The 13,041-nt window shown below is 45.9% G+C and carries 11 protein-coding genes; 9 read left to right on the forward strand and 2 right to left on the reverse strand.

All coding sequences use genetic code 11. From position 1 onward, the window contains the following. Positions 1 to 7: 7 nt before the first annotated feature. The gene (locus QTN94_RS00550) at positions 8 to 619 is read right to left on the reverse strand and encodes a riboflavin synthase subunit alpha (RefSeq protein WP_331426559.1); all 612 of its coding nucleotides are present in this window, start codon (positions 617 to 619) and stop codon (positions 8 to 10) included. Positions 620 to 761: 142 nt separating this feature from the next. Here QTN94_RS00550 and QTN94_RS00555 point away from each other — a divergent pair, with 142 nt between their 5' ends. Then, entirely contained in the window at positions 762 to 2,132 is a 1,371-nt protein-coding gene (locus tag QTN94_RS00555; RefSeq protein WP_331426521.1) for an MATE family efflux transporter, read from the forward strand. A 33-nt stretch (positions 2,133 to 2,165) separates the two neighbouring features. Here QTN94_RS00555 and QTN94_RS00560 read toward each other — a convergent pair whose 3' ends face one another. Then, a complete protein-coding gene (locus QTN94_RS00560; protein ID WP_331426522.1) occupies positions 2,166 to 3,020 on the reverse strand; it encodes a DNA ligase in 855 nt (284 codons plus the stop codon). 310 nt (positions 3,021 to 3,330) lie between these two features. On the opposite strand from QTN94_RS00560, the gene QTN94_RS00565 reads away from it, so the two are divergent. Genes QTN94_RS00565 through QTN94_RS00600 form a run of 8 tightly spaced genes read left to right on the forward strand, consistent with a single transcriptional unit; the run spans position 3,331 to position 12,945 of the window. Further along, positions 3,331 to 3,651 carry an STAS domain-containing protein gene (locus QTN94_RS00565; RefSeq protein WP_138970935.1) on the forward strand — a complete coding sequence of 107 codons (321 nt, stop codon included), beginning with the start codon at positions 3,331 to 3,333 and terminating at the stop codon, positions 3,649 to 3,651. A 34-nt stretch (positions 3,652 to 3,685) separates the two neighbouring features. Continuing rightward, entirely contained in the window at positions 3,686 to 4,525 is an 840-nt protein-coding gene (locus QTN94_RS00570; protein WP_331426523.1) for an OmpA family protein, read from the forward strand. Further along, positions 4,512 to 6,605 carry an SLBB domain-containing protein gene (locus QTN94_RS00575; protein ID WP_331426524.1) on the forward strand — a complete coding sequence of 698 codons (2,094 nt, stop codon included), beginning with the start codon at positions 4,512 to 4,514 and terminating at the stop codon, positions 6,603 to 6,605. The genes QTN94_RS00570 and QTN94_RS00575 overlap by 14 nt, the downstream gene beginning before the upstream one ends. After that, complete coding sequence (locus QTN94_RS00580) at positions 6,605 to 7,300, forward strand: CpsD/CapB family tyrosine-protein kinase (protein WP_138970933.1); 696 nt, start codon at positions 6,605 to 6,607, stop codon at positions 7,298 to 7,300. Before QTN94_RS00575 ends, QTN94_RS00580 begins: the two co-directional genes overlap by 1 nt. Positions 7,301 to 7,308: 8 nt before the next feature. After that, positions 7,309 to 8,109 (forward strand): phosphate/phosphite/phosphonate ABC transporter substrate-binding protein, encoded by an 801-nt coding sequence (locus QTN94_RS00585; RefSeq protein WP_331426525.1) that lies wholly within the window; start codon positions 7,309 to 7,311, stop codon positions 8,107 to 8,109. An 11-nt stretch (positions 8,110 to 8,120) separates the two neighbouring features. After that, positions 8,121 to 10,433 carry a HAMP domain-containing hybrid sensor histidine kinase/response regulator gene (locus QTN94_RS00590; protein WP_331426526.1) on the forward strand — a complete coding sequence of 771 codons (2,313 nt, stop codon included), beginning with the start codon at positions 8,121 to 8,123 and terminating at the stop codon, positions 10,431 to 10,433. A gap of 24 nt (positions 10,434 to 10,457) precedes the next feature. Continuing rightward, complete coding sequence (locus QTN94_RS00595) at positions 10,458 to 11,912, forward strand: sigma-54-dependent transcriptional regulator (RefSeq protein ID WP_331426527.1); 1,455 nt, start codon at positions 10,458 to 10,460, stop codon at positions 11,910 to 11,912. Then, positions 11,893 to 12,945: a glycosyltransferase family 4 protein gene (locus QTN94_RS00600; protein ID WP_331426528.1), complete on the forward strand. Its 1,053-nt coding sequence runs from the start codon at positions 11,893 to 11,895 to the stop codon at positions 12,943 to 12,945. The genes QTN94_RS00595 and QTN94_RS00600 overlap by 20 nt, the downstream gene beginning before the upstream one ends. Positions 12,946 to 13,041: the final 96 nt, after the last annotated feature.

Consider the following 13,041-nt stretch of genomic DNA (forward strand, 5'->3'; position numbering starts at 1 on the left):
CTTTTTTTTATAACGATTTACTCGCTAATACTCTTTCAACGGTATCCACAATGGCTTGTGTCTGTGGATCAAATTCAACGTTAATTTTATCACCAATCTTACGGCTTCCGAACAGAGTTCTATGCAACGTCTCTGGGATGAGATGAACGGAGAACCGCGCACCTTCAACCTCACCTATGGTCAACGAACAACCATCGAGGCCAATATAGCCTTTAGCCAACACATACTTAATCATCTCTTGAGGAATTTCGAACCATAGAGTTCGATTATTTGGTGTGCCTATCACATCAACCACTTCACCCATTAGCGAGATGTGACCTGACATGGAGTGTCCGCCAATTTCATCACCAAACTTAGCGGCTCTCTCAATATTAACCCGATCTCCGACAGCCAGATCTCCAAGGTTGGTCAACGCTAACGTCGCCTGCATCAAATCAAAATCAACAAGCTCTCCATCCACTTTCGTTACCGTAAGACAGCACCCATTGTGTGCCACAGATGCACCTATCTCAAGACCCTGATTCATTGACCCAGTGAATTCAACGGTATGTGTTTGAAACTTTTCTTTCTTTTCGATGGCAACAACTTTCGCCATTCCCTGAACGATTCCGGTAAACATGATTAATTCCGTCAGTTTTTCATGGTGCTTAGTGTGACATTTCTTTATCATCGCAGACAATCATTTTCTCTGTGCTTGAGTGCGCAGCATTCCTTTGCCTATTCACTCAGGTTTTTCAAACAGTTTGTTGGAGTATTTTTCATTGCATCGCTATAAAACCGAAGCTAACACACTGGTAAAACTGGCTACACCTGTTCTGATTGCTTCCGTGGCTCAAACAGGAATGGGCTTTGTCGATACCGTAATGGCGGGTGGCGTCAGCGCAACAGATATGGCAGCGGTATCCATTGCTGCGAGTATTTGGCTACCGTCGATTCTATTTGGTGTTGGTCTTCTAATGGCTTTAGTCCCTGTTGTGGCACAGCTCAATGGTTCAGGTAGACAGCACAAAGTACCATTCGAAATCCATCAGGGACTTGCGATGGCACTTTTGCTGTCTATCCCGATTTCATTAGTCTTGCTGCAAACCAAAGGTATCCTCGGTCTAATGGACGTCGAGCCTCTGATGGCGAGCAAAACGATTGGTTACATGCACGCTGTTATCTTCGCCGTCCCTGCATTTTTGCTGTTCCAAGTGCTTCGAAGCTTAACCGATGGTATGTCATTGACTAAGCCAGCGATGGTGATTGGTTTTATTGGACTCCTGATCAATATTCCGCTCAACTGGATATTTGTTTATGGCAAGTTTGGCGCCCCTGCTCTTGGTGGGGTTGGCTGTGGTGTCGCTACAGCCATTGTTTATTGGATTATGTTTGCCTTATTGCTTTTCTATGTGCTGACGTCCAATCGATTGGCACACGTTCAGTTATTTGCACAGTTTCATCGTCCACAAATAAAGCCATTGATACGTCTATTTAAACTGGGATTCCCCGTCGCCGCCGCCATGTTTTTTGAAGTGACCCTATTCGCTGTTGTCGCTCTGTTGGTGGCACCATTAGGGCCACTTGTCGTCGCAGCTCACCAAGTCGCGATTAATTTCTCATCATTAGTGTTTATGATCCCAATGAGTATTGGTGCTGCAACCAGTATCCGCGTCGGACACAGACTTGGGGAATCTAACGTTGAGGGGGCTACCATCGCATCTCGTGTTGGCCTTATCGTTGCGGTAGCAAGCTCACTGTTTACGGCACTATTCACCGTCTTGTTCAGAGAACAAGTCGCCCTGCTCTACACCGACAACCGAGCAGTGATCGAGCTTGCGTTGCAGCTATTATTGCTGGCAGCGGTTTATCAGGTGACCGATGCGGTACAAGTTGTCGCGGCTGGTGCTCTTCGTGGCTACAAGGATATGGCAGCAATATTCAACCGTACCTTTATTGCGTACTGGGTATTGGGCTTACCACTAGGCTACATACTCGCTATGACAGACTGGATTGTAGAACCAATGGGCGCTCACGGCTTCTGGATGGGCTTTATTATTGGTCTATCTTCGGCAGCGATCATGCTCGGATTACGCCTACGTTGGATGCATCGACTCGATGATGCTCATCAATTAGAACTCGCATCTAAATAACGCGACAGGCCAGTCAATTGACTGGCCTGTTTTTTATTGATCTATTGCGGCTCTAAGAAATCGAGCAAACTTAGGCACGCCATTTTGAGTGTAGCCATTGAACTGATAGGTAATGCGACTACCCAATGGTGGAGGGAAATTACGCTGCTCGTCACTGAATCCGTTTCCAATATAGAACCGTTGTCCATTGGGTAATTCGACTAACAGTGCTCCCATCATATTGGAAAACTTGCCTTTGCCTGGCTTATAACCAACAACGACCGCCTCTCCATCCTGCTGTTTCTTAAGCTTGATTAGATCTTGGCTTCGCCCTGCGTGATAGGCATGATGAATATTCCTCAACATTAAACCTTCACCTTTAAGTGCCGCTACACGCTCAAGATTGTCAAACAATGTCGCCTGACTTTCTATTGGTGTATGCTCAATCAATTGGATATGTTCTGTATCCAGCGTATTGACTAAACTCTGTAAGGCGTCATAGCGTTTCAGATAGCTCTGATCGCTATAAGGAATGTCAAATAGCATGTAGCGGATCAATGACCAAGCCACTTGTTTGGGTAATTGATCCAACACCGTTTGTTGAACAATGTGAAAGTTTCCTCTACCTGCCCACAACTCCCCTTCCAAAGGAAAATTGGGGAGAGACTTTGTAAACCACGTTGGTGCAGCGATTGGGTTTCCACGTCGAGTACGGAGAGTGGAACCATCCCAAACCGCACGAATGCCATCAAGTTTCTCACTTTGCCAATACTGCTCTAAATCGATTTCATCACTATAGTTGCTCGCCAACACCACAGGCTCAGGTCGCATGTCTTTCTCTTTTGCGTATACAGGCGAGTTTAATATTGCGATCACGCTGATTGCGACCAACGAACATCTTAACTGCATAGCGACGGCTCCTAGCTCAATTGTTGCCTCAATTATTGCCACTATCTGGAGCGTTTCTAGGTTCAATATTACGGATTCAGAGTCATCGCTGTCTAAAAGATAGTTGTTAGTAATCACAGTTACATTTCGCTGGAAACAAACTAGTTAAACCTGATGTTTTAGCCTCACTCTTATAACTTTCAAATTGAGAAAAACGATTTCTCATATTGAGAAACTCACAAAGAAAAACGTTAAGCACATGATTATTAATGGTTATTTTTTTGGCACGTAACCTGCTCCACTCTATGCAACCAACATAGGAGTATGCGTCATGGAACTACGTAAAATTCAAGCCAGTGAAACCATAGATACACTCATCATCAACGGAAACTTAGATGCTGACGGCAGCCGTTTCGCTCAACCACACATCGATCAGATTATTGCTGAAGACTCTGGCCGCGATGTGGAGATCGACTTCAGCCACGTCCAGTTTCTCGACTCCTCTGGTGTCGGCGCTATCGTGTATCTCTACAAGCGCCTTATTGAACGCCATCGCAACATGCGCATCGAAAACGCTTCAGGGCAGCCACTGGAAATCATTAACCTGCTGCGCATCAGTCAGGCGATTCCGGTCAATTCTCAAACTCACTAAAAATAACAATAACTCACTAACAAAGGACGTTGGCATGAACTTTTCTCTCAAACACATAGCCCTAGCTGTCACTGTCAGTTCAGTGATTGGCTGTTCCAGCTACCCTGAAAGTGGTCGTGGCGGTATTGCAGAAGATTATATTCAATCGAGTTTCACTCCTGTCATGCCCGATGAGCCTCTTGGTCCAGAACACGGTTTACGCTTCGACTGGCAGTTGACCAAACTTCAGCTTGATTCACTCATTCGAGAAGGTGCACGTTGGTGTTTTCCAGCCGCTGTGGTTCAGGCACTAAAGAAACAGAATCGCATTGCTCGTGAACTGGAAGGCGGCCTTCTTCTCGACGCAGCCAATGATATCGTCATCCAACGCAAACGTCTTAATGAGTTAGAACTGCAATTGGACTACGTAACCTCTCAAGCGAAATGTGTTCCACCAATGGATGAGAACGCCTTTCAGCAACGTTTGGCCATCATCGACAAGCTCTACAGTCTACTCAATGTGGATAATCAGTTTGCATTCAACTCTACAGAGGTGAACCCTAAATATATGGGGCATTTAGCTCGCGCAGCGAACTTACTGGAAGAGCATACAAGTTTAACGCTCTCCGTCACGGGTCATTCAGATTCGGTGGGTGACGTGGGTTACAATCAAAAACTTGCTATGGGCAGAGCACAACAAGTTAAGAGATATTTGATCATTTTTGGCCTGAGTCCAGAACGTATTAAAACCCATTCCGTAGGCGATACCCTTCCTCTATATCAGGGAGAATCTGAGGGCGTTCGTCTTACTAATCGCCGAGTAAGCATTGAGGTGGTCGACAAGCAGGAACGCACTGAGTCACCGATGCAAGGAGGCTACTATGAAACAAATTAATCTTCTGTTCGTCACCTTGTTACTGTCACTTGCTACTTTGGTCAACGCGAGTGAAGAGCGTGTTGATATCGGCGACTTAATCCAAGTTAATCTGCCAGGCGAAACCTCTCTAAACAAAGGATTTCAAGTCGATAAGCGTGGCAGAATCACCTTGCCTGAAGTGGGTGCCCTTTATGTTGCTGGCTATACTGAGCCTCAACTTGAGTCGGCCGTCAAACAAGCGTTGGAGAAAGTCTATCGCGATCTGTCCTCTGCGACAGTTTACATCGCCGAACAACAAATCCTCGTTTCTGTCCAAGGGTACGTAAAGTCACCCGGTGAATACACCTTACCTAAGAGCGCGGATATTCAGATGGCACTGCACGCAGCCGGTGGATTACGTGCAGGCGCTCAGTTGAACGATCTATTCATAAAACGCGGCAACGATAAAATCACCTTCAATTATAAAAACTTCCTTGATACTGGTAATTCGTCACTGCTTCCAGAGCTCGATTCACTGGACACGATTTTCGTTCCCGCCTCACCGCTCGTCGGGAATATCGAACAAGAGTTTGACGCAACCAAACTCGCAAACGCTGGCGACAGCGCTGATGGACGAACTGCGATCAAAGTGTTTGGCGAAGTCAACGCTCCAGGCTCATTCGGCTACAAAGCCAATACGGATTTGGTTGATATCATTATGCGAGCAGGTGGCGTCACTCGCTATGCTTCGGTAGAACAAATCCGAGTGATTTCGGACAACACCCCTAAACTATTCAACCTTAAATCCTATTTAGATAGTGGTGATGTTTCTCTGCTGCCTACCCTAACTCCGGGAACGACTATCTTTGTACCCAAGCAAGAAGAGGAAATTAAGTCGGGTGCTAATGTTGTCTATATCATGGGGGAAGTCGCTAGTCCTGGTGCCTATGAAGGTAAAAAAAATGCCTCTTTTATGGATATTCTCGCCAATGCTGGCGGGCCAACACGCTACGCTGAATCCCGTCAGATTCGCGTCATTAAAGCCAATGGTACGGTCGTCAAATTCGACCTAACCGCTTTTACTGAAGGTCTATCAGGACGCAACCCTCCGAAAATCAGTGCTGGTGACGCAATCTTTGTCCCCGAGAAAACCGACATGAACGAAAAATCTTGGCTCAAGATAGCGCCGAATCGCGCAGTACGCATCATCGGAGAAGTGGTTCGTCCCGGTCGTGTCGAATGGTCTGATGAAATGGACCTAATGGATCTACTCTCTCACGTAGGCGGCCCAACATTACGCGCTGATACTTCAAAAATCGAGGTTGTCACCAGTGACAATAAACTCCATGTGTTCGACCTCGATGCCTATATTTTGAGTGGAGCACCAAGCAGTGAATTGCCGAGCATTACAGCAGGGTCCATTATTCGTATTCATGACCTGCCTCAAGACCCATCGGATAATAAGTCACAATGGGTTCGTCAAAGTTCGGATGCGTCGATTTACGTCTTCGGTCAGGTCAACGCGCCTGGACGCTATCGCTTCACCAAAGATATGCATTTCCTCGACATTCTTTCCGCCGCCGATGGCCCAACCAAAGATGCTGACATCCATAACATCCGCATCACCCATAGAGACAAAAGTTACTCAAAAGTGAGCAAGCTGAACCTTTCTCTTTACTTCGAAACGGGCGACGAAAGCCTATTACCTAACGTGACCATGGGCGACACCATCTACATTCCCGAGAAAGATAAAATCTGGCTGGATCGTTCGAAAGAGTCCACCGTGCGTGTCCTTGGCGCGGTAAACAAACCTGGACGTTACGTTTTCGATGACAATATGACCGTGCTCGACATACTTGCAGAAGCAGGCGGCCCGTCTGACCGAGCTTACCTTGAAAAGATTTCTATCGTAAATATGTCCTGCTGTCAGGGTCAGGCGCGAACATTTGATTTGGTGAACTTCAGTAAAACGGCCAACATATATCAACTGCCTGTCCTTCGTGCCGGTGACACCATCTATGTTCCTGACCGTAGCGAAAGCATCTTGGAAAAAGCCCGTGTTGGCTTGGAAGATATTCTGCGCTTAACCACCACCATAGTGTTAATAGGAGCGTTGTGATGATTATTCCTTCAACCCATACCGAGATTGAGCAAATCTATCTTGCAGCGGAGATGAATGGTTGCCGCTCTCTCTGTCTTACCGCCTGTCAATCAGGTGACGGTGTCACATCCATTGTATCTGCACTTGCGGAGCGTTACTTATTGGCTGGCCATAAAACATTAGTCGTTGATTTAAATACCTTCCATCCAGCATTTGAATCGATCGATTCGATGCCTCAGTTTACTGAGCAAGTTGGATTTTTGGTTGAACACAACGATACGCATCAACTGTTTACGGGGTTACCTGTCCCTAGCAGTCAATCTGCGCTTCTGGCATACAAAGACCCGACCTACCTTACTAACGCGGTATCCGAGTGGCTGCAACAATTTGATCGAGTCATTTGCGACACTTCCCCTTTGTTACACATAAATCGCGGCAATATACCCGCCCAAGTCGTCGCGGGGGCTTGTGATCAGACCGTCCTTGTTGTTATGGGTGGAAAAACGTCGTCGGGTCAGTTAGCCAAAGCGACTGAAATGCTCAATTGCGCGTCAATTTCTCTGCTGGGTTCTATTCTTAATATGAGAGACCAAGCCACTTTGGCCGAAGAAATAGTCCGCGAGTTAAACCGCTTTACCTTTATTCCACGTCGTTGGCGTGAGCGTATAGCAAGCAAAATTTTGACCAACGAATTTCTGGCACAGTCAGCGTAGGAGTTAGCATGAAACGTCTAGTCGTGTTTATTTCCGCCCTAACCTTATCCGTAACATGTCTAGCTCAAACCCTTAGTTTCGGCATCGTTCCACAGCAATCTGCCAGTCGATTGGCTGAACAGTGGACGCCGATAATGAACTACCTCAGTGAGCAAACGGGAATCGATGTGGTATTTAGTACCGCTCCAGACATTCCTACCTTCGAGCAACGTTTGGCAGAAGGGAAGTATGACATCGCGTATATGAACCCTTATCACTACACGGTTTTTAGTCAGACTCCAGGATATCGTGCGATAGCCAAAGCAAAAGACAAATTCATTCAAGGTATTATTGTCGCGAAAAAAAAAGACCCTATTGAAAGCCTCACACAGCTCAACAACTCTAAGCTCGCTTTTCCTTCTCCTGCCGCTTTTGCAGCCACCATTTTAACTCAAAGCGATCTAAATAAAGCGGGAATCAGTTATCAGGTCAACTACGTCTCCTCACACGACTCAGTCTATCTCGGTGTGGCTAAAGGCTTTTATCCCGCTGGTGGCGGTGTAATGCGAACCTTTAACTCACTGCCAGAAGTCGTCAAGTCTCAACTTAAAGTCATCTGGAGAACAGAGTCTTATACACCACATGCGATTGCCACCCACCCACGTTTAAGCCAGCAACAGGTCTCTGCCTTGCAAAAAGCCTTAATGTCATTGGATTCAAGTAGCGTCGGACAAGCTCAACTACAGACACTAAGCTTAAAAGGTTTTGTTGCTGCTCAAGATGAAGATTGGAATGACGTTCGTAAGCTAAACATCACGATTTTGGATTAGTGGGGAAGCGCATGACTTTACGTTCAAAAACAATCCTTGGAATCGCCATCATAGAAATCATTGTGCTGATCGCTCTCGTCCTCAGTGCAATGAGCTTTCTTTCCAACTCAAATGAGAAGCAGCTCATACAGAGAGCCAACTCTAGCGCAACCATGTTTACTCAAGCGGCCAAAGATGCCGTTCTGTCCACAGACATCGCCACTCTGGAAAGCCTCGTCGATGAATTCATGACGTTGGAAGATGTGGCCTACGTTAGAGTGTTGCGTGATGGCAAAGAGATGGCCTGCGCTGGTGACAAACAGATCTTACAACGTGCGATGCAAAATGATACCAGTCTTGAAAGTGTTGATGATGGAATCTTCGACTTGCGTAGCCCGATTGAGGTCAACGGCAAAGTCTACGGTTATGTCGATATCGGCTTTCAAGTCGAACCTATCATGATGATGTTGAATGATGCACAACGATCCATTGTCGGCATTGCAACCATGGAAGTAGTGTTAGTTGCCCTTTTCTCTTTCGCCTTAGGTACCTATTTAACACGAGGATTGACTCGCATTGCTTCGGCGGTCAACACCATTGAGCAATCGGGCCCTGGCTTTCAACTTAATTCACAATCGAAAGACGAAATCGGTGACGTATCTCGTGCATTTGATGACATGTCCGCCAAGCTGGAACAAGAATATAAGTTGCTTCACGCCGCCCGCGAAGGCGCGGAGCTTGCCAATGACTCGAAAAGTCGTTTCCTTGCCTCTATGTCGCATGAGATTAGAACCCCAATGAATGGTGTACTGGGTATTCTCAACATACTCGAAGAGACCAAACTGAGTAAGGAGCAGAGAAAACTTGTCTCGACAGCGATTGAATCAGGCCACTTTTTACTGTCCGTCATTAACGATATTCTCGATTTCACACGAATGGAGTCAAATACCCTGATCCTTGAGGATCAGCCCTTTGATTTTCGCCAGTGTGTAGAGAGTGTTGTCGATTCATTCACTCCTACAGCGAAAGCACAAAATTTAGTCTTACACTGCTATATTGAAGGCCACGTACCCAGTAAGGTTCGTGGTGATATTAACCGAGTCAAACAGATTTTACTGAATCTAATTGGTAATGCGATTAAGTTTACCCATGAAGGAAGCGTCACCGTTAAAGTAAGCGCGGAGAAGGTCTCTGAAGACAAGATAAAACTCATCTGTCAGATACAAGATACAGGGATTGGTATCAACCAAAATGCGATCGATTATCTGTTTGATGAGTTCACTATGGTTGACCAATCATACTCTCGTAGCAAAGAAGGTTCCGGACTTGGTCTGGCAATTTGCCGACGGCTTTGCAATCTAATGGATGGAGAAGTCCGTGTAGACAGCCAGCCTCACATTGGCAGTACATTCACCTTTGATATCTGCTTACCTGTCGCTGATCAGCTAATCTCGTCACCGGATACCACTGAAAGCCGCCCTACTTTGCAATACACTAATGCTCGTATTTTGGTTGCGGAAGACAACAGAGCGAACCAATTGGTCATCAGAGAGATGTTTAAGCGTATCGGCCTCACTATCGATATTGCTGAAAACGGTGTTCAAGCAGTAGAGATGGTCAAGCAATATCAGTACGACATCATCTTTATGGACATCTCTATGCCAGAGATGGACGGTATGCAGGCATGCAAAGCAATCCGCGAACTCGATGATGACATTACCTCGCAACTTCCTATTATTGCCCTTACGGCACACTCCCTAGCGGGAGACAGAGAGAAGTTTCTTGCCTCCGGTATGGATGATTACTTATCAAAACCTCTAAGAGCATCACAACTAATTGAAAAAATTAATCTATTCTTAAATGAAGAACACAATACGGAATCAGGATCTGCTCACACTTCAAACACAGAAAATAGGCAATTAGAGTCATATCGAGCTAACATTAAAACCGTTGATTCATCAATATTAGAAGAGGTTAATTTGGAACTTGTCGATGAACAAATCCTTCAACAGATGATTGAAGACACAAGTGCAGATGTCATCCCGTTATTGATTGACCACTATCTTGAAGAGTCACATCAACGGCTTGAAAAAATATACCAAGCCATTGATCGAGAAGACTCACACACGGTTGAGTTTGAAACACACACCTTAGGCAGTTCTTCACTGGCTTTGGGCAACCGTACACTGTCTAATTTTGCGCGTAAAATTGAACATCTATGTATAGATGGACAAGGACACCAAGCCTTCAAACTTAAATCTGAGTTGCAACACCTTGCTGAACAATCACTAGCCGCACTAGAAATTCGTAAGCAGCAAGGCTTTTCACAACCGATGCAACCTTAACTGTTTATCGATAGGAAATCGCCTATGAAACCAAAAGTATTATTAATAGAAGATTCCACATCACTGGCTATTCTGTATAAGCAGTACGTTAAGGATGAAAATTACGACCTTTTCCATGTTGAAACGGGTAAAGAAGCGATCGCTTTCATAGAGCGTAATGTCCCTCATCTAGTGATACTTGATTTAAAGCTACCCGACATGGATGGCGAAGATATCTTAGACTGGATCAACGAGCAGCAGATCCCTACGTCTGTGGTGATTGCTACCGCACATGGCTCCGTTGATGTGGCGGTTAGTTTGCTGCAAAAAGGCGCAAAAGACTTCTTAGAAAAACCAATTAATGCCGACCGTTTAAAGACTTCAATTGCCCTGCATTTACAGCAGGTAAAACTGGAGACACTCGTCGAAGATATTGAAGCTAAATTCGACCGCAATCGTTTTCATGGTTTCATCGGTTCAAGCCTTCCCATGCAAGGGATCTATAAGATCATCGACTCTGTCGCACCGACTTCTGCGAGTGTTTTTATTATCGGTGAGAGCGGTACAGGTAAAGAGGTATGTGCGGAAGCCATTCATCAAGAGAGCAAGCGCCGCGATAAACCCTTTGTCGCCATCAATTGTGGTGCTATCCCCAAAGATCTGATGGAAAGTGAGATATTCGGCCACGTAAAAGGTGCTTTTACAGGTGCAACAGCGGATCGTAAAGGGGCGGCATCTCAAGCCCATGGTGGAACCTTATTTCTCGATGAGCTCTGTGAGATGGAACTGGAAATGCAGAAAAAGCTTCTCCGCTTTCTGCAAACCGGAACATTCACTCCGCTCGGTGCAACCAAAGAGATCAAGGTTGATGTTCGCATTATCTGCGCAACAAACCGCGATCCTTTGCAAGAAGTCGAGCAAGGCAGATTTAGGGAAGACCTCTATTATCGCGTTCATGTGGTTCCCGTTGAAATGCCACCTTTGCGAGATCGTGGTAACGACATCATTACCTTAGCGACCCATTTTCTCAAAGTGTACGCCAAAGAAGATGGCAAGAAGTTCTCTTCAATCCATCGAGAAGCGGAATCTGCGCTGAAACGTTACAACTGGCCCGGCAATGTTCGCCAGTTGCAAAATACTATTCGCAATATTGTCGTGTTGAACGACGACAGTCATTTGAGATACGAACATCTTCCGGAGCAACTGATCAAAAACAAAAGGCACCAGACAAACTCACCGACTGCTGCGGTCTCTGAGCCAGTCAGACTGCGACATGATGCTGACTCCATCTCTCAGTTGACGGGTGCCACACCACAAGTCGCAAAGTCGGATCACAATATACGTCCTATGTGGCAGATAGAAAGAGAGGCTATCCAACAAGCGATCGATTACTGTGACGGCAATGTGCTCAATGCGGCGGTGCTGCTCGAACTTAGTCCTTCAACTGTGTACCGAAAAAAACAAGCTTGGGAGTCTGAGGTTGAGCAGCAACTCGTCTGATCAAGTTTGGTTGGTGATTGATAGTCAAACCTTCGGGGGTATAGAAACGCATGTGCTTGAGCTCGCGAAAGGGCTCAAGCTCTTTAACATTCACGTTCAAGTTTGGCTTCTGCGCCGTTATCCTCATCACAACCAATTGAAACAACAATTAGAGCAAGCGAACGTAAGCGTTGATTATCTTGATCGCGATAAACAGCACTTTGTGTTTCAATTACGCGACCAGATTCAAGCTCAGCGCCCCGCCGTCGTACACGCCCATGGCTATAAAGCCAGCATCATATGTAAACTGCTGCATCTCTTAACTGGTGTTGCACAGATCACTACTTATCATGCCGGCGAGACACCTAAAGGAAAAGTATGGCTTTATGACTTGATCGACCGATATAGCAGCTTTCTCTCTACCCACTCTCTCGCCGTCAGTCATGCAATCATGGCTAAGTTGCCAAGCCGGTCTGTTTGCTTCAACAACTTTATCGATAACCACCAGCTAGCCATCAGTACTGGACAACAGATTGCTTTTGTCGGGCGATTAAGTGAAGAGAAAGCGCCTGATCGATTTGTTGAAATCGCACGGCTTAATAACGAGTTAAACTTTGATGTTTATGGTTCAGGGCCGATGGAAACGGCACTCACCACCTGTGCCCCAATCAATGTTCGCTTTCACGGTCACCAGAGTGACATGTCTAGTATATGGCCAAATGTTGGCTTGTTGGTCATTTGCTCTCGGTTCGAAGGCCTTCCAATGGCGGCTCTTGAAGCTATGGCGCGTGGTATACCCGTCCTTGCACTCAGTGTCGGCAACCTCGATAAGTTGATTCGTCACCAACACAATGGTTTTCTGGTTAACTCTATGGAAGAACTCAACCAGCAATTGCAAGATTTTGTCTCACTCGACTCGCAGCGCAGAAACGCACTACAGCGCAATGCCGTCGCGACCGTTGAACAGCACTTTTCACCTTCGGCTATCATCCCTCAAATGCTAGAGCTCTACTTTCCCAAACAGTTTCAAACTGATTCTCAAATTGAGAAATGAGCGACCCTTACCTTTCTCATTTCTAAAAATAACTATAAAACAATAACTTATAAACCATCAATTTGTGGCATCCCGTTTGCGTTACATCTGCTATCG

This window comes from Vibrio sp. M250220, assembly GCF_036533795.1.
GTDB lineage: Bacteria > Pseudomonadota > Gammaproteobacteria > Enterobacterales > Vibrionaceae > Vibrio.

What these genes read in the sequence shown, in the direction of transcription:
- QTN94_RS00570 (WP_331426523.1), top strand. Translation starts at nt 3,686, where the DNA reads ATGAACTTTTCTCTCAAACACATAGCCCTAGCTGTCACTGTCAGTTCA.
- QTN94_RS00550 (WP_331426559.1), bottom strand. Translation starts at nt 619, where the DNA reads ATGTTTACCGGAATCGTTCAGGGAATGGCGAAAGTTGTTGCCATCGAA.
- QTN94_RS00590 (WP_331426526.1), top strand. Translation starts at nt 8,121, where the DNA reads ATGACTTTACGTTCAAAAACAATCCTTGGAATCGCCATCATAGAAATC.
- QTN94_RS00585 (WP_331426525.1), top strand. Translation starts at nt 7,309, where the DNA reads ATGAAACGTCTAGTCGTGTTTATTTCCGCCCTAACCTTATCCGTAACA.
- QTN94_RS00565 (WP_138970935.1), top strand. Translation starts at nt 3,331, where the DNA reads ATGGAACTACGTAAAATTCAAGCCAGTGAAACCATAGATACACTCATC.
- QTN94_RS00560 (WP_331426522.1), bottom strand. Translation starts at nt 3,020, where the DNA reads ATGCAGTTAAGATGTTCGTTGGTCGCAATCAGCGTGATCGCAATATTA.
- QTN94_RS00595 (WP_331426527.1), top strand. Translation starts at nt 10,458, where the DNA reads ATGAAACCAAAAGTATTATTAATAGAAGATTCCACATCACTGGCTATT.
- QTN94_RS00575 (WP_331426524.1), top strand. Translation starts at nt 4,512, where the DNA reads ATGAAACAAATTAATCTTCTGTTCGTCACCTTGTTACTGTCACTTGCT.
- QTN94_RS00580 (WP_138970933.1), top strand. Translation starts at nt 6,605, where the DNA reads ATGATTATTCCTTCAACCCATACCGAGATTGAGCAAATCTATCTTGCA.